Here is a 17643-nt window from a genome sequence, read left to right on the forward strand (position 1 = left end):
TAAGTCAGGTTTGTTTATTAAAATTTCCACAATTTCCACAGTAACTACTACTACTAAATTTTTTAATTTATTATTTATTTTTATATTAGAAAACAAGAAAAAAATTAATTTATTGAATTTAATTTACGAAAAAAGTATATTGTGAGTGTAAAAAAGTTCCAAATTCCTATGGAGATTATTTGTAATCAAAATGAGTTAAATAATGCTATACAACTTGTAAGCAAAGCAGTTGCTTCACGACCAACTCATCCAATTCTTGCAAATATTCTTCTAACAGCTGACCAGGGAACAAATAAAATTAGCTTGACAGGTTTTGACCTTAACTTAGGAATTCAAACTTCTTTTGATGGAACTGTTAAAAATAGTGGTGCTATTACTGTACCTTCAAAACTGTTATCTGAAATAGTCAATAAATTACCTAATGAAAGTCCTGTGTCTTTAGAAGTAGATGAAAATTCTGATAATATTTTAATAAAAAGTGATAGAGGTTCTTTTAATCTTAAAGGCATACCCTCTGATGATTATCCTAATTTGCCATTTGTTGAAAGTGGGACTTCTTTAAATATTGAACCTGTTTCTTTTTTAAAAGCTTTAAAATCTACCATTTTTGCTAGTAGTAATGATGACTCAAAGCAATTACTTACAGGTGTCAATTTTACTTTTAAACAAAACTATTTAGAGTCTGCTTCTACAGATGGTCACAGATTGGCTGTTGCTTTAATGGGTAACGAAGAACATAGCGAGAATAAAGATAACTTACCTTTAAATCAAGGTGATTTATCAGTAACTATTCCAAGTAGATCATTAAGAGAAATTGAAAAACTAGTATCTTTGAGAAGTTCAGAAAAGTCAATAAAGCTTTTCTATGACAAAGGTCAAGTAGTTTTTATTTCTTCTAATCAAATAATTACAACAAGAACCCTTGAAGGTACCTATCCTAATTATTCACAACTAATCCCGGATACTTTTTCAAAGATTTTTAATTTTAATACTAAAAAATTAATTGATGCATTAGAAAGAATTGCTGTTTTGGCTGATCAGCAGAGTAGTGTTGTTAAGATCAAACTGGATAATAAAGATTTGGCTTCTATAAGCGCAGATGCACAAGATATTGGAAACGCAAATGAATCCATCCCTGTTTCTTACTCTGGAGAAGATTTTGATATTGCATTTAACGTTAGATATCTTTTGGAAGGTTTAAAAGTTATTGCTTCTGAAAATGTACTTTTAAAGTGTAATCTTTCAACTACTCCAGCTGTTTTTGTACCAGAAGATAATCTTAATTCTTTTACTTATTTAGTTATGCCAGTTCAGGTTCGTTCTTAACTTGAAATTACCTAAAGAAATATTATTAAGTGAATTACTAAATTACACTGTTAAGGGAAATATGGCCCTTAATTATGGAAATGGTGAAAATGTTTGGATGCATCCTCCAGTTCATAGAATTTTAGGATGGTACTCTCGTCCTTCTAATTTTGATTTAAAACGAAATGTCTGGCGATTAAATCAAATTAGTCAAATAATAGATAATGATATTTATGTAAAAGGTGATCCAGCGATTTCTGATTTAGCAACTCTAAATAGGTTCCCAAATTTAATAGAAGCTAATCTGATCAATATCAATGGTTCAAAAATAGGAATTATTGCGGATTTTTTATTTGAAATTAAAACGGGTCAAATTAAATATTATTTAGTTTCTCGATCGAATCCTAAGATTCCAGGTTCTAGTAGATGGAAATTAAATATTGAAAATATTAATGATCAACAACCTGGTTTAGTTTTTTGTGAAAGCAATTCTTTAGATGACTTATCTTTAATAAAATCAAGTATTAAAAATGAATTTTTCCAAAAAGGAAAAAAAATTATTGATAGATTTGATGATATGAAAAATATAGCTTCTAATAGGTTAGAGGATTGGCTTGAAGAAGATGAAGATATAAACCAAAACTTAGATTTTAAACAACAAAGTTTTTATAATAATGATAGAAAATTTCGATCTTTTAGCGATAAAAAAGAAGATGACCCTTGGATCTAAAGAATGTTAAATCCAGAAAATAATGATCTATATGATCTTCATGAAGCACTTAAAGTTGAAAATTTAACAATTAATGATTACGAAGAAATTTGCAAAAGATTAAAGAGAAAACCAAATAGGACTGAACTAGGAATGTTTGGTGTTATGTGGTCTGAACATTGTTGTTATAGAAATTCAAAACCTTTACTATCTAAGTTTCCCACTAAAGGAGCTAATGTTTTGGTTGGTCCTGGAGAAAATGCTGGAGTTATAGATGTTGGAAATAACCAAAAACTTGTTTTTAAAATAGAAAGTCATAATCATCCTTCTGCTATTGAACCTTTTCAAGGAGCGGCAACAGGTGTAGGAGGAATATTAAGAGATATTTTTACAATGGGAGCAAGGCCAATCGCAGTATTGAATTCATTGAGATTCGGAAATCTTGATAAACTATCAAATGTCGATTTGCTTCGAGGAGTTGTATCCGGTATTGCACATTATGGAAATTGTGTAGGTGTCCCTACTGTTGGAGGTGAAATTGATTTCGATGATAGTTATTCTGGAAATCCTCTAGTCAATGTTATGGCTTTAGGACTTTTAGAGACTAATGAAATTGTTTGTTCTGGAGCTAAAAATGTAGGATCACCAGTACTATATGTAGGCAATACTACTGGCAGAGATGGTGTTGGTGGTGCAAGTTTCGCAAGTTCAGAATTAACTTCTACTTCGTTAGATAACAGACCGGCAGTGCAAGTAGGTGATCCATTTATTGAGAAAAGTCTTATAGAAGCTTGTTTAGATGCTTTTAAGACAGGAGATGTGATTTCAGCTCAAGATATGGGCGCGGCAGGTTTAACTTGTAGTAGTGCAGAAATGGCTGCTAATGGAAATTTAGGCATATCTATTGATTTAGATATGGTTCCTTCTAGAGAAGATAATATGTCTTCTTACCAATATTTACTATCTGAATCGCAAGAGAGAATGTTGTTTGTCGTTAAGGAAGAAAAAATTAATAACCTTATTGAAAAATTTAAAAAATGGGGATTATATGCCTGTGTAATTGGTGAAGTAATAGAGACTAATGAGGTAATTATTTCTCATAAAAGTAAAATTGTTGCTCAAATTCCTACTTCTGCTTTATCAGATGATACTCCTGTGAATATTCATAATGTGATTAATAAACCACCTGCTTATTTGTTAAGTAAATGGGAATGGAACGAAGATAATTTACCACAAATTAATGAGCAAACAATCTTTTCATTAAAGGAAAATAAGAGTTTTTCTTATTCACAAATCATCTTAAAACTTCTCTCTAATCCATCAATAGCTTCTAAACGATGGATTTATGAACAATATGACTCTCAAGTGCAGGCAAATACAGTTTTTAAACCTGGAGAATCAGATGCAGCTGTAATAAGATTAAGAGAACAAAATGAAAAAAATAAAAATAAAGTATTTTCTGGTGTTGCCGCTTCAGTTGACTGTAATAGCAGATGGGTTTCTCTTGATCCTTATAGAGGAGCTATTGCTGCAGTTGCAGAATCTGCAAGAAACGTAAGTTGTGTTGGGGCTGAGCCAGTAGCAATTACAAATAACTTGAATTTTTCTTCTCCTGATACTGAAATAGGATATTGGCAACTTTCATCTTCATGTGATGGGATTTCAGAAGCCTGTAAAGCTTTAGAAACTCCTGTTACGGGAGGAAATGTTTCCTTATATAATGAATCAAAAAATAAAGATAATAAAATTACTCCTATTAATCCTACTCCAGTCATTGGAATGGTTGGCAAGATAGATAATGTTGAAAAAGCTATAAGTAGTGAATGGAAAAATATTCAAGATCAAATTTGGTTAATTGGTTCTTATAAATCAGAAACAACAATTGCAGCTAGTGCTTATTTGGAATATTTTCATGGGGAAATTACAGGTCGGCCTCCAAAAATAGATTTGCTGGATGAAAAGTTTTGCCAAAGTTTTTTAAGAAATGGGATTTTAAAAAGTTTTGTAGTTTCTTCTCATGATATTAGCGATGGGGGTTTAGCTATAGCTTTAGCAGAATGTTGTATTTTGTCCTCAAAAGGTGCAACAATTGAATTAAAGAAAGATGTTAATAGAGACGATAATTTATTGTTTGCAGAAGGAGGTTCTAGAATTATTTTTTCAATAGACAAAATGAAAGAAAAAGAATGGCTTAATTATTTAAAAAAAATTCAAAAAAATTTTAAATCAAGTGTATACGTAAAAAAAATAGGATATGTTTCTAGTGAAACTCTTAAGATAAAACTTCAAGATAAAAATATGTGCAATATTAGGGTTGAGGAATTAACCGAAAAATTTAATAATAGTATTTCAGGTAATTTATAAATATGAAAAATATTTCTCAACTATTAAATTTTCTAAGAAATTAAGTTATGTGCGGAATAGTTGGAATCGTTTCTTCAGATGATGTAAATCAACAAATATACGATAGTCTTTTGCTTTTACAGCATAGAGGTCAAGACTCAACAGGTATAGCTACCATGGAAAATACTGTTTTCCATATACATAAGGCGAAAGGTCATGTTAATACTGCTTATAGAACTAGAGATATGAGAAATTTAATTGGCAAAATTGGATTAGGTCATGTTAGGTATGCAACAAAGGGATCAGCAGAAAGTGTAGAAGAAGCTCAGCCTTTTTACGTTAATGCTCCTTATGGAATTGTTTTGATACATAATGGCAATTTGACGAATACCAGAGATTTAGAAAAACAATTATTTAATATTGATAAGCGTCACACAAATTCTTCAAGTGATACTGAAATGCTATTAAATGTATTTGCGACAGAATTGCAAGAACAAATTCATAATCAAGAATTAGAACCTGATATTATTTTTGATGCTGTCAAATCTTTACATAAAAGAATTCAGGGTTCATATGCTTCAATTGCATTAATTTCAGGACATGGTCTATTAGCATTCAGAGATCCTTTTGGTATTAGACCTTTAGTCATAGGAAGAAGACTTTCAATAACTACAAAAAAAGAAGAGTGGATGGTTGCTAGTGAATCTCTAGTGCTTGAGAATAACGATTATCAGGTAGTTAGAGATGTAGATCCTGGAGAAGCTATTTTTATAAATCTTAATGGTGAGTTATTTTCTAAGCAATGTTCTGCAAATCCAATGTTATGTCCATGTGCTTTTGAATATGTTTATTTAGCTAGGCCAGATTCAATTATGAATGGAATTTCAGTATATAAAGCTCGTTTAAAAATGGGAGATTATTTATCTGAAACAATAAAAGAAACAATTAATTCTGGAGATATAGATGTTGTAATGCCTATTCCTGATTCTTCTCGACCTGCGGCCATGCAAGTTGCAAGACAATTGGGTATTGAATACAGAGAAGGTTTTTTTAAAAATAGATATGTTGGTAGAACATTCATAATGCCTGGTCAGCAAAAACGTAAGAAATCTGTTAGACAAAAATTAAATGCTATGAGTGCAGAGTTTAAAAATAAAAATGTATTAATTGTTGATGACTCGATAGTAAGAGGTACTACTTCAAAAGAAATTGTCCAGATGGCTAAAGATGCAGGAGCAAATAAAGTTTTTTTTACATCAGCAGCACCCCCTGTTCGTTTTCCTCATGTTTATGGAATTAATATGCCAAATAGAGATGAATTAATCGCTCATGATAGAACAATAAGTGAAATTGCTTATCAACTTGAAATTGATAGTCTCATTTATCAGAGTGTTGAAAATTTACGCAAATCTATAATAAGTGAATCTTCTATTGAAGATTTAGAGATGAGTTGTTTTACTGGCTCTTATGTAACAGGAACTGTAAATCAAGAGTACTTAAATTGGGTTGAAAATGAATATAAATCTTAGTCATGCAAGTTTTTAAGTCTAAAGCAATTTTCAAGATACTCGCTTTTTTCTAATTGCAAAAAGTCGCTTATAAAATTTGTTTTATTAGATTTGAAATTTAATTTATCAATTTTTAATCTAGCAGATTTATTTTTATTAGTTTCAATATCAAGGTAATAATTACTTGGCAGGATTTTGAGGAAGTAATCGTTTTTAAGTTGAGTTTTTTCATTTAAATACCCCAAACCGTATTCATTTGCGTAATAAATTTCATTAGTATTTATACAGAAGATTTTGCCTTGTTTAGAAACTAAATAAATATTTTCTCCATTTTGAGATGGACAACAAGAAACAATCTTTTCAGTTGGTAAAAGTTTTGCAAGCATTAATCCTTGAGATTGCTTAGTTGTCGGAGTTAAAAATTTATTTGATAGATTAAATTTAAAAATACGTCCTATTGAGGTTAGGATTAATAAGTTTTGATCTCCATCAGAAATAAATGAATCTATTGTTTTAATATTATTTTTTAATTTTGTTATTGCGAATGATCTATTACTTTTAATCATGTCCTCATCAAATAAAACTTTTTTAAATCTTCCATCCGAATTCAAGATACATAAATAATTTTTATTTCCTTTTTTAATTGAATGAAAATTAATTATTTCATTTGGATCAATATTTCCAAGAATTTTATTATCTAATTTGTAGTCAATATTAATATTTGACTCCCAATCAATGTGAAAAACTTTTCCGGTGTAAGTGGTCCCAATTATTTTTATTTTTTTTTCAATATTACATATAAATTTTTGAATATTTTTATTATCTATAATTTTATTTGAATCTTCAAAAGATTTCTTATAGTTATTGAAAATTATTTTTCTTAAATATAGTCTATTGTCTATGTATATTTTAGTTTTTTTGTTGATATAGTTTTCTAATATTTGATTGTTAATTGTTTCTAATTCTTCATTCTGATCTATATTTTTAAGTAGTTTTGTTTTTCTTTTAACATTATATTTTTTCTTTAATATTAATAATTCTTCTATAAGTAATTTAAGTAATAATTTTCTTTCATTTAATAATTTTTGAAAGTAATCCTTTTTTTCTTGTAATTTTTTTATATCATCATCTATTTGATTTTTTTCTAGATTTGTTAATTTTTTTAGAGGCATATCCAAAACTGAATTTGCCTGTTTTTCACTTAAATCAAAATTATAAATTAACTTAGATTTAGCTTCTGCAGAATTTTCCGAGCTTTCGATAGTTGCGATAATTTTTTTTATGTTTTTTGTAGCTTTAGATAAACCTTCTAAAATTTCTAATTTTTCAAGAGTGCTTTTTAGAAAATAATTTGTTCTTTTTCTAATTGTTTCTTCTCGAAATTCTAGAAAATAATTTAGATATTCCTTTAAGTTTAATTGAATAGGCTTGCCTTTAATTAAAGCTAAAAAAATAGCACCAAAGTTGGTTTGGAGAGTTGTTTTTTTGTATAAATTGGAAATTACAAGTTCTGAATTAGAATCTTTTTTTAACTCTATTACAATTCTCATTCCATCTCTATCGCTTTCATCCCTAATATCAGAGATACCATTGATTTTGTCTGAATTAACAAGTTCTGCCAGTTTTTCAATCCAACCTGCTTTACTGATTTGATAAGGAAGTTCTGTAATTATTAAGGCATTTTTTTTATGTTTACCTTTGCCTAAATTTAACTCTTCTGTATTTATGACTCCTCTTATTGTTATTGATCCTTTCCCAGTTTCGTACATTTCTTCTATTGCGCGATTATAGATTAATTCTCCCCCCGTAGGAAAATCAGGTCCTTTGATAATATTAGATAGTTTTTTATTACTTACATCTTTATTTTCTACTACTGCAATTAAACCATCTACTATTTCTCCAAGGTTGTGAGGTGGAATGTTTGTTGCCATTCCAACAGCAATACCTGATGATCCGTTTAGCAATAAAAATGGGAGTTGAGCTGGAAGAACATCAGGTTCTTTTTGTGAACCATCAAAGTTATTTGAGAAATTTACTGTGTTAGATCCAATTTCTTCAAGAAAAGCTTTATGTGCTATTGGTGCTAACCGTGTCTCTGTGTATCTCATTGCTGCTGGTGGATCATTATCTACAGATCCAAAATTCCCATGCCCATCCAGAGTTGGATATTTAGTCGAAAAATTTTGTACAAGCCTTACTAGAGCATCATATACTGCTTGATCACCATGAGGATGGTATTTACCTAGGACATCTCCAACAACTCTCGCACACTTTCTAAATGGTCTATCAGGCGTTAAACCTAATTCGTACATAGCAAAAAGTATTCTTCTCTGGACAGGCTTAAGGCCATCTCTTGCATCGGGAAGAGCACGTCCAACTATTACACTCATTGCATACTCAAGATAAGAACGTTTCATTTCTTCTTGGAGAGAGATAGAAGTGAGTTTTTTCTTATCCATCAATGTGCAAAATTAAATATTTATTGATTAACTTAATTAAGATTAATAGGTAAACAAAGATTTACCAGTATTGAAAATTAAGAAGATGCATTTATTTTTGTTTTTGCCAATATTACATCTGTTTGAAGTTGATTATTTTGTAAAAGTATTTCTGTAGAGACTTGCAATTTCTCCCCCCATAACTGTTCTTTTCTATAATCATAATTAACGTAGTTAGGATCTTTATTCAAAGCCTTTTTTGCGAATTTAAGAGCTAATTTCATATCTTTCATTCTTAAACACGAAGCAAGTCCGAGTAATGGTTCAGCATTTTCCTCTATTGAGATTGCTTTTTCAAAATGTTTAATAGATAGATTGATTTTGTTTTCCTCGAAATAAGCTAAACCTTTATTATTGATTGCTTGCCAGAAATTAGGTTTAATTTTTACAGTTCTTTCAAACAACTTGATAGCCTCTAAGTAATTTTTTTCCATTAAAAAAATATTCCCTAATTGAAAAATAGCTTTATGGTTATTTGGATCAATATTTAATCCTGTTTCTAAAGCAATCTTTGCATCTTTTTTTTGTTCGATCTTTAAGTAAATATTACTTTTCGCAAAGTATATTTCGCTAATATTTGAATTTAGCTTTTGTGCTTTATTTAAAGAATATAATGCATTTTTGTATAGTTTGTTAGCTATCTGTGCCTCAGACAAAATCAACCATAGTTTTTCATTTTTTGCATTTAACTTTACGGCTAATTTTGCTAAGTTAAGACTGTCTTTATATTGTCCAAAATAGAGAAGTTGATATGCACTTTTGCCAATAGATAAACTTTCCTTTTCTAAATTTTTTATTGTTGGAAAATAATAATATGGAACAATTGACTTAACACTTTCTATGTTAAGAAAGTAAAAACTGATCAAAGACACGCATATTATCTTTGCTAAAAAATTTTTCATGGTTTTATTTTTTATTCCTTAAATTTGCTTTTATGTTTCTTTTCCACATCCATGGTTTAATTCGTTTTAATGTAGTTCCTTTAAGATTTTCTTCCCAAGTTTTATCATCCCAATTTAACGACTCTATATTAAGATTTTTAATCCAATCTTTTGGAGTAGTCTCATAAGTATTGTTGTATGGTACGGACTGATTCCAAGGGCATACATCTTGACAAATATCACATCCTGCAACCCATCCATTTAAATTTTTTTCTATTTTATTTGGAATAGTTTTTTCTCTGCTTTCTATTGTGTGATATGCAATGCATAGGTCTGATTGTATTACAAAGGGTTCTACTATTGCCTTTGTGGGACATTGTTCAATACATTTATCACATTTTCCACATAGTGATTGATGAGGTATATCCGGTATTAAATCTTTTGTAAGGATCATAAAACCTAAAGTAAACCAAGAACCATTTTTTTTGCTTATTAAATTACTATTTTTACCTATCCAACCTAGACCCGATTCTTCAGCCCATGCTTTTTCAAGAAGAGGCGAGGTATCAACACATATTTTCCATTGGCAATCCGGAATTTCTAGATTGATCCATTTACCAATATTCTTTAATTTCTTGTAAATCACCTTATGATAATCATCTCCTTGACCAAATTTCCCAATTTTGAAGAGGTTGTTGTTGTTTTGGTCTGAACTAATGTAATTAAATCCAACGCTTAGAACACTTTTTGCATCTTCAAGAAGTAAGCCTATGTTTTTTCTTCTTTCTGCTTCCATCCATTTCATTTCAGCATGGTAGTTATTTGATAACCATCTTTCTAATGCCTTATTTCTTAATTTTATGCGAGAACTGCCTGGAATTGAAGCAATTCCGGCTATTGTAAAACCTTCAAAAATTGCTCTTTCTTTTAATTTTTTACTTATTTCTTTTTTGTTTTGAATGGTATCGATCATTTCTTTATTATGTATAGTATTTCTCTCAAAAGTTATTTTTTGGAGTAGAAACTAATAAATAATTTAAATTTTTAAAAAAAAAATATATCCTAACTCAGTAAAAACAGTTAAATTATTAGTAAAGTTAATGTAGGTAGAAACGTTATTTTGGTTGAATCTAATCCAAATCAAGATTCGAACCTAGGATCTAGGCTCCAACAGGATCTAAAAAATGATCTTATCGCAGGGTTGTTGGTTGTAATACCCTTAGCAACAACAATCTGGCTGTCATCATTAGTTAGTAAATTTGTTTTAACATTAGTTACTTCTGTTCCTAAACAATTAAATCCTTTTATTACTTTAAATCCTTTATTACAAGATTTAATTAATCTTACTTTGGGTTTAACTGTTCCTTTATTAGCTATTTTGCTTATTGGCTTGATGGCTAGAAATTTCGTAGGAAGATGGCTATTAGAATTTGGAGAGGGTACTTTATCAAAAATTCCTGTAGCTGGGGCGGTTTATAAAACTCTTAAGCAATTGCTAGAAACTTTCTTAAGTAATAAATCTAATCGATTTAGAAGAGTTGTTTTAGTTGAATATCCACGTGAGGGCCTATATAGCGTGGGCTTTGTAACTGGTAATGTTGGTCCCTCTCTTCAGCCAGATTTGGAAGAAAAGTTGCTAAGTGTTTTTATACCCACAGCACCAAACCCAACTACTGGGTGGTATACCTTGGTACCTGAGTCTTCTGTTAAGGATTTGGATATTTCTGTTGAAGATGCTTTTAGAACAATAATTTCGGCTGGGATTGTTAATCCAGATGAGAAAAATAACACTACAAATCCAACATTTTCCAAATTATTTTCTCAATTACGTGCTTCCACTAATACTTCTTCTTAATTGATGCATAATAATAGATCTCTTTCTAGAGAATTATCTTTAATTTCTCTAGGCCTGATAAAAGATAAAGGTGATTGTAAATTAAATAAATTTCAGATAGAAGAAATTTTTGAATCTGCTTTGGATTCTCTAGTAGATCATTGCAGAGATGAATTAGATAATTGCGAATCAGAGTTAGAAAATGCATCGCAAAAAATATTAGATAGCGAATTGCAAGAAGGGGTTGATTCCTCTTTTTCAAATGTTAGAGATGCTTTGAAAAAATCTCTAACAAAAATCGAAACTGTAATGAATACTCTTTCAGTAACTTTAGACTTTCCAAAATTAATAGTCTCTAGTTGTCAAATTGATATTAGAGAAGATGTCAATCAGAGGATTCATAATATTATTAATAATCTTAAAATTATTGATTCTGATATAGATCAAGCAATGGATGGCTGGAGACTAAAAAGGTTACCAAGAATTGATAGAGATATTTTGCGTTTGGCTTATGTGGATATTAATTTTTTGAATACACCTGTTGCTGTTGCTTGTGATGAGGCTGTTAATTTAGCTAATAAATATAGTGATGATCAAGGAAGAAAATTTATTAATGGAGTTTTAAGGAGATTACAAACAGTTAAATTGCAATAATTATTTGATATAAATAAATAGTATTTTAAAATTGTTTTACATAAGTATTATAAATATCAATGACTAATACTAATTCTGATAATTCTCGAGAGTGGGCTGCACAAGCGTATACACTTTTAAAAAAAAGACAAGAGGAGCAAAAACAAGAATTAAAGAAGCAGGAGGAGCAAAAACAAGAATTAAAGAAGCAGGAGGAGCAAAAACAAGAATTGATTGATATTGATAGTACAGAAAATCTTGCTATATCTCCTAAAACTATTGCTGAATCTGAATTAGGAGAATTTGATGATAATTTTACTTGGTCGGCAATGGTATTAGCTGCTCAAGGAAAAAAAATAAATCAAATTTCAATAGATGAAATTGATTGGTTAACTAAATTAAGAAGAGGATTAGAAGAGACACGAAAAGGATTTGTTACTGAATTTTTGGATCAATTGGGAGATGATCCTCTTACTCCTGAAGTCTTGGATGATTTAGAGACCTTATTAATAAGAGCTGATGTTGGCATTGTTTCAACTGATAAAGTGATAAGTTCTCTAAGAACAAAATTAAATGAAGAAGTCTTGGGTGGAGAAGCAGGAATAAAATTCTTAAAGAACGAATTAAAATTAATTATCGATAAACCAATCAAAGATTCGGGTAGTGATCTTTTGGTACCTCAAAAGGGTAAGTTAAATGTATGGTTATTAGTAGGTGTTAATGGTGTTGGTAAAACTACTACATTAGGAAAACTAGCATATTTATCATCACGGAGTAATTATAAAACCTTGATAGCTGCTGCTGATACTTTTAGAGCTGCCGCAGTAGAACAACTTAAAGTATGGGGTGAGAGAAGTAATGTTGATGTTATTTCTAATCAATCAAAAAATGCTGATCCAGCTGCAGTAGTTTTTGATGCAATTAATTCTGCAAAAAAAAGAAATGTTGACTTGTTACTAGTTGATACTGCAGGTAGATTGCAAACAAAAAATAATTTGATGGATGAATTAGCGAAAATAAAAAAAATTATTGACAAAAAAGTTCCAGATGCAATTGTTGAATCATTATTAGTTTTAGACGCAAGTCAGGGTCAAAATGGCTTAAAGCAAGCAAAAAGTTTTTCTAAATCAGCAAATTTAAGTGGAGCAATTATTACTAAATTAGATGGGACTTCTAGAGGAGGCGTCTCTTTAGCTGTCTCTGAAGAAGTTAATTTACCTATAAGATTTATTGGTGCAGGAGAAGGCATAAAAGATTTGAGACCTTTTAATAGTTATGAATTTGTTGAGGCTATGCTTGCAGATAAATAAATATTTAATTAAATTTTTTTAAAAATTTAAATTTAATGTTAAAACATATTTATCTATAAGATTTGTTGTGACAAATAATCAAAAAGAAAAGTTATTTTCAAACAAATTTATTCAGAATTTTTTAGAAAATGAATCTACAGTATCTTTAAATAATAAATACAAATTTGCTGAAATTGCATCTTCATTAGCATATTATTTAAAATCTTTTTCTAATATAAATAAATTCCTAGATTATGTTTGCTTAATTTTTAAACATGTTTTTCATGAAAAAATAATATTAGTTATTCCCTTAAATTATGAGGGAGAAATATGGAATGCAAACATAAAAATTTCTGCAAATAATGAATGTTTAAAAATTCAAGAAGAAATTAATAGTTTTCTTTCTCAATTTAATTTTTCAAAAAATTTTAAGATTAAAGAAATTTTAACTTTTGAAAATTCTTTAAAAAATAATTTTAAAGAATATAAAATCGAAACAGAAAAAATATTATCTAGAGGTAAATGTAGAGGATTTATTTATGTATTTAGTAAAGATAAATCTTGTCAATCGATTACTGATGATAATAATTTTAATTTTATTCAAAATTGTCTCGCTGTAGGATTAGAAAATTATTGCTTAATAAAAACAAAGAAAAAGCATGAGAAAGTAGATAGAGAGATTTCTACTGGAGCTGAAATACAATCTCAGTTACTCCCAGATTACTGTCCAATTATTTATGGTATAGACCTTGCAGCGCATTGTAGGCCTGCTCTCCAGTTAGGGGGAGATTATTATGATTTTATGTGTCTAAAGACTAATATCTCAGAAAAAAGAAAGGAAAAAGCTCGATGGGCATTCGTTATAGGAGATGTCATGGGTAAAGGTATTCCAGCGGGTCTTCTAATGACCATGCTAAGAGGAATGTTGCGTGCAGAGGTTTTGACGGGTTTACCTCCAGATAGAATTATGCATGATTTGAATCAGCTCGCAATAAATGATTTAGACCAATCACATAGATTCGTAACATTATTTTATTCAGATTATGACCCTAGAACTAGAAAATTGAGATTTGCTAATGCAGCGCATAATCCTCCTTTGCTTTGGAAAAGCTCAGATCAGAAAATCATTAAATTAGATGCGGAAGGATTTGTACTTGGATTACAAAAAGACGCCGAATATCATTGCGGTGAAATCAAGCTTAATGAAAATGATTTACTACTTTATTACACTGATGGAGTAATCGATACTTCCAATTCTCTAGGCGAAAGATTTGATGAAGAAAGGTTAATTAAAACTCTTACAAAATTATGCAAGCAATCCTACACATCACAAGAAATTTTAAATAAAATCTTTAAAAAATTAGATGACTTTACAGGACAAAATAGACATCTTGAAGATGATGCATCTATGGTTGTTTTTCAGTTGAAATAGATATTTTTTGTCACCTATATAAAAAAATGCTTTATTAGAGATATATACAGTTAATAATTGATATGGCAAAAGTTTGGAGTAAAAGATTTGATAATTCACTTAATCCTTTCATTGAAGAGTTTAATGCTTCAATTGGTTTTGATCGAAAACTTATTTTAGAAGATTTAGATTGCTCCATAGCTCATGCAAAAATGCTTGGCAAAACTAAAGTTTTAACATCTTCTGAAACTTTGCAGATTATTAATGGGCTAGAGAAAATAAAAGTTGATTTTTTGGAAGGTAAATTTTTTCCTGGTCCACCTTCTGAAGATATTCACTATTGTATTGAAGAAAAGCTAATTAGTTTAATTGGTGAAACTGGAAAAAAATTACATACGGGTAGAAGTAGAAATGATCAAGTGGGGACAGATATAAGATTGTGGCTAAGAAAAGAGATTGATAATCTGGATATTTTAATAACTGATTTGCAAAAGTCCTTCTTTAAGCTTGCAGAAACAAATATTTACACCTTAATTCCTGGATATACTCATATGCAAAGAGCACAGCCATTATCTTTAGCTCACCATTTATTGGCTTATTTAGAAATGTTTCAAAGAGACCGGGAAAGGTTTCAAGAAGTCAGATCAAGAGTCAATACCTCCCCATTAGGGGCTGCAGCCCTAGCCGGCACAAAAATAAAAATAGATAGAGACTTTACAGCTGCAGAATTGGGTTTTGAAAAGATTTATAAGAATAGTATTGATGCAGTTAGTGATCGAGATTTTTGTATAGAGTTTGTTTCTGCATCTGCTTTAGCAATGTCCCATTTGAGTAAAATTTCCGAAGAAATAATTTTATGGGTAACTGATGAATTTTCTTTTGCAAAATTAACAGACAATTGTTCAACGGGCAGCAGTTTAATGCCTCAGAAAAAAAATCCGGATGTTCCAGAATTGATAAGAGGTAAAACTGGAAGAGTATATGGACATCTTCAAGCATTATTAACAATGGTCAAAGGTGTACCTCTTGCATATAATAAAGATTTTCAAGAAGATAAAGAGCCAATATTTGATACTGCAGAAACTATATCTTCTTGCATTAAAGCTATGACTATTTTAATGAACGAGGGCATAGAATTTAATATACAAAATTTATCTGATACGGTGGAAAAGGACTTTTCTAATGCTACTGATTTAGCAGATTACTTAGTTGGTAAAAAGGTTCCATTTAGAGACGCTTATCAAGTTGTGGGTGAAATTGTTAAGTATTGCTCAGAGAGAGAAATGTTATTGAAAAATCTTAAAATTGATGAATTTAAAAAATTTCATCCTAAATTCGATGAGGATGTTTTTGTGGATCTTCAACCTCTTAATGTCGTTAAGTCAAGAACTAGCCAAGGTGGAACAGGTTTTACCCAAGTTGAAAAGGAGATAAATAATTGGAGGAAAAAGTTGTTATTCTGAATCTCAATCTTTTTCTACAACAAGGGTATGCTTTGAAGTAGAATAATGAGGCAATATTATTAATGTTATTAGGCTACTTATTGTAGTTTTTTAAATTAGGTAAATTTTCTTTGTTGAGTTTAAAGTGAGTATTTTTGTTGGCAATTTGCCTTTCCGCGCAGAGCGTGAAGATGTTTTACAGTTGTTCGCCCCTTTTGGTGAAGTTGTAAATTGTTCTCTTCCTCTTGAAAGAGATACTGGAAGAAAAAGAGGATTCGCATTTGTTGAGATGGCAGATGAAGCAATTGAGTTAACAGCTATTGATGGTTTGCAAGGCACTGAGCTTATGGGTAGGCCATTAAGAATTAATAAGGCAGAGCCAAGAAATTCTGGAGGATCTCGAAGAGGAGGAAGAGGAGGCTACGGTGGTGGTAATAATGGCGGTGGCTACGGCGGTGGTAATAATGGCCGTGGTAATAATGGCGGTGGCTATGGCGGTGGCTACGGTGGTGGTAATAATGGCGGTGGCTATGGCGGTGGCTACGGCGGTGGTAATAATGGCGGTGGCTATGGCGGTGGCTACGGTGGTGGTAATAATGGCGGTGGTAATTCTGAACCTAATAATTCTTACACCAATAAATCCTCAGGTGCTGAAGGTTGGGAAGACAGAAGTTTTGGAAACTCTTCTGAAGACTCTGAATATGAAAGTGGCAGAAGCAGAAGAAAAAGGGGAGTTTCTCATGAGGATAATGCCTCAAATGAGGATAATTAATAACCCATTTCTTCAAGCCACGAAGTTAATTTAAAGAGATATTCACTATCTAATTCCTTTTTTATAGATTTAATTGAAATTTGATTTCTCCAAATTTTTGCTTTTGGAATTCCTTCAACTAAATTTATAATATGTTTACAAATATCCCAAGATTTTCCTCCATTACTCATATGCTTTTCTATGTATGGAATTAAAGAGAAGATAATATCCGAAGCAAACTTAGGTTCTGTATTGATACCATAAACTTTTTGATCAATTTCTGACCATCTTAAGGGATGTTTATATACTGATCGTCCAATCATGACACCATCAAAATCACCTAGGGCTTTAATCGATTTATCGATACTATTGAAACCTCCATTGATTTCAATTAATAATTCTGGATTTAATTTTTTTAATTTTTTTACTACTTCATATTTCAGAGGAGGTATAGTTCTGTTTTGTTTTGGATTAAGACCTTTTAGTATGGCTTTCCTGGCATGAACTGTAAATCTGTCAGCACCAGCATTTGCAACATGTCTTACGAAATTATTCAAGTTTCTGAAACTATCATCTTCGTCTACACCGATTCTGTGTTTGATCGTAACCGGTAAGCTACAGCTATTTTTTAAGGATTCTATGCATTTTGCTACTTTTGCAGGATCTTTCATTAGTGAAGCGCCAAAGTTTCCTGAGCAGACTCTTGGACTTGGACAACCAACATTAAAGTTTATTTCGTCATAACCCCAATCCTGTGCCATTCGAGCAGCCTCTTTAAGAATTAAAGGGTCGTCTCCACCAAATTGAATCGATATTGGGTGTTCTTCGTTATTAAAATCTAGAAAATTTTCTTTTTTTTTCGTATAAACTAAACTTTGGGCCACAATCATTTCCGTATACAAGAGGGCTTTAGAACTTATTTTTCTCATTATCATCCTGAAATGTCTATCAGTACAATCCATCATTGGAGCAATACTTAATTTATGAATATTTTTCATAGAATTAGGTTGATTAAAACTCATTACTTTTTATGTGATTT

14 protein-coding genes are annotated in these 17643 nt (G+C 30.5%); 10 read left to right on the forward strand and 4 right to left on the reverse strand.

Annotated features, from left to right (window positions below):
• Window positions 1-168 precede the first annotated feature (168 nt).
• From dnaN to purF, 4 genes are read left to right on the forward strand one after another with little or no spacing between them, the layout of a single operon-like run.
• Window positions 169-1326: a DNA polymerase III subunit beta gene (dnaN, locus tag HA146_RS00005; RefSeq protein WP_209107779.1), complete on the forward strand. Its 1158-nt coding sequence runs from the start codon at window positions 169-171 to the stop codon at window positions 1324-1326.
• A gap of 1 nt (window position 1327) precedes the next feature.
• Entirely contained in the window at window positions 1328-2035 is a 708-nt protein-coding gene (locus HA146_RS00010) for a PRC-barrel domain-containing protein (RefSeq protein WP_209107518.1), read from the forward strand.
• A gap of 3 nt (window positions 2036-2038) precedes the next feature.
• On the forward strand, window positions 2039-4378 hold the full coding sequence (purL, locus tag HA146_RS00015) for a phosphoribosylformylglycinamidine synthase subunit PurL (RefSeq protein ID WP_209107520.1): 2340 nt from the start codon (window positions 2039-2041) through the stop codon (window positions 4376-4378).
• Between the two features lie 47 nt (window positions 4379-4425).
• A complete protein-coding gene (purF, locus tag HA146_RS00020) occupies window positions 4426-5886 on the forward strand; it encodes an amidophosphoribosyltransferase (RefSeq protein ID WP_209107522.1) in 1461 nt (486 codons plus the stop codon).
• Here the strand turns inward: purF and HA146_RS00025 are convergent.
• The 3 genes from HA146_RS00025 to queG all read right to left on the reverse strand — a co-directional run bounded on the left by HA146_RS00025 (window position 5883) and on the right by queG (window position 10217).
• Window positions 5883-8324, reverse strand: a complete 2442-nt coding sequence (locus tag HA146_RS00025) for a DNA gyrase/topoisomerase IV subunit A (RefSeq protein WP_209107524.1) — start codon at window positions 8322-8324, stop codon at window positions 5883-5885. The two genes, purF and HA146_RS00025, sit on opposite strands and share 4 nt — an antisense overlap.
• Window positions 8325-8401: 77 nt before the next feature.
• A complete protein-coding gene (locus HA146_RS00030; RefSeq protein WP_209107526.1) occupies window positions 8402-9265 on the reverse strand; it encodes a tetratricopeptide repeat protein in 864 nt (287 codons plus the stop codon).
• A 4-nt stretch (window positions 9266-9269) separates the two neighbouring features.
• Window positions 9270-10217, reverse strand: coding sequence for a tRNA epoxyqueuosine(34) reductase QueG (gene queG / locus HA146_RS00035; protein ID WP_209107528.1), 948 nt, complete (start codon window positions 10215-10217; stop codon window positions 9270-9272).
• A 147-nt stretch (window positions 10218-10364) separates the two neighbouring features.
• Here queG and HA146_RS00040 point away from each other — a divergent pair, with 147 nt between their 5' ends.
• From HA146_RS00040 to HA146_RS00065, 6 genes are all read left to right on the forward strand, one after another.
• The gene (locus tag HA146_RS00040) at window positions 10365-11099 is read left to right on the forward strand and encodes a DUF502 domain-containing protein (RefSeq protein WP_209107530.1); all 735 of its coding nucleotides are present in this window, start codon (window positions 10365-10367) and stop codon (window positions 11097-11099) included.
• A gap of 3 nt (window positions 11100-11102) precedes the next feature.
• Window positions 11103-11732 (forward strand): transcription antitermination factor NusB, encoded by a 630-nt coding sequence (gene nusB, locus HA146_RS00045; protein ID WP_209107532.1) that lies wholly within the window; start codon window positions 11103-11105, stop codon window positions 11730-11732.
• 59 nt (window positions 11733-11791) lie between these two features.
• Entirely contained in the window at window positions 11792-13021 is a 1230-nt protein-coding gene (gene ftsY / locus HA146_RS00050) for a signal recognition particle-docking protein FtsY (RefSeq protein WP_209107534.1), read from the forward strand.
• Window positions 13022-13088: 67 nt separating this feature from the next.
• A complete protein-coding gene (locus tag HA146_RS00055) occupies window positions 13089-14432 on the forward strand; it encodes a PP2C family protein-serine/threonine phosphatase (RefSeq protein ID WP_209107536.1) in 1344 nt (447 codons plus the stop codon).
• Window positions 14433-14494: 62 nt separating this feature from the next.
• Entirely contained in the window at window positions 14495-15874 is a 1380-nt protein-coding gene (argH, locus tag HA146_RS00060; RefSeq protein ID WP_209107538.1) for an argininosuccinate lyase, read from the forward strand.
• 124 nt (window positions 15875-15998) lie between these two features.
• A complete protein-coding gene (locus HA146_RS00065) occupies window positions 15999-16625 on the forward strand; it encodes an RNA recognition motif domain-containing protein (protein ID WP_209107540.1) in 627 nt (208 codons plus the stop codon).
• On the opposite strand, the gene dusA is transcribed toward HA146_RS00065, so the two are convergent.
• The gene (gene dusA / locus HA146_RS00070; protein ID WP_209107542.1) at window positions 16622-17626 is read right to left on the reverse strand and encodes a tRNA dihydrouridine(20/20a) synthase DusA; all 1005 of its coding nucleotides are present in this window, start codon (window positions 17624-17626) and stop codon (window positions 16622-16624) included. The two genes, HA146_RS00065 and dusA, sit on opposite strands and share 4 nt — an antisense overlap.
• Window positions 17627-17643 lie beyond the last annotated feature (17 nt).

This window comes from Prochlorococcus marinus CUG1416 (assembly GCF_017695965.1).
Classification (GTDB): domain Bacteria; phylum Cyanobacteriota; class Cyanobacteriia; order PCC-6307; family Cyanobiaceae; genus Prochlorococcus_A.

Bases quoted from the DNA above. Each gene is read 5' to 3' on its own strand.
- dnaN (WP_209107779.1), top strand. From the start codon at position 169: ATGGAGATTATTTGTAATCAAAATGAGTTAAATAATGCTATACAACTT.
- purL (WP_209107520.1), top strand. From the start codon at position 2,039: ATGTTAAATCCAGAAAATAATGATCTATATGATCTTCATGAAGCACTT.
- purF (WP_209107522.1), top strand. From the start codon at position 4,426: ATGTGCGGAATAGTTGGAATCGTTTCTTCAGATGATGTAAATCAACAA.
- HA146_RS00025 (WP_209107524.1), bottom strand. From the start codon at position 8,324: ATGGATAAGAAAAAACTCACTTCTATCTCTCTCCAAGAAGAAATGAAA.
- HA146_RS00030 (WP_209107526.1), bottom strand. From the start codon at position 9,265: ATGAAAAATTTTTTAGCAAAGATAATATGCGTGTCTTTGATCAGTTTT.
- queG (WP_209107528.1), bottom strand. From the start codon at position 10,217: ATGATCGATACCATTCAAAACAAAAAAGAAATAAGTAAAAAATTAAAA.
- nusB (WP_209107532.1), top strand. From the start codon at position 11,103: ATGCATAATAATAGATCTCTTTCTAGAGAATTATCTTTAATTTCTCTA.
- ftsY (WP_209107534.1), top strand. From the start codon at position 11,792: ATGACTAATACTAATTCTGATAATTCTCGAGAGTGGGCTGCACAAGCG.
- argH (WP_209107538.1), top strand. From the start codon at position 14,495: ATGGCAAAAGTTTGGAGTAAAAGATTTGATAATTCACTTAATCCTTTC.
- dusA (WP_209107542.1), bottom strand. From the start codon at position 17,626: ATGAGTTTTAATCAACCTAATTCTATGAAAAATATTCATAAATTAAGT.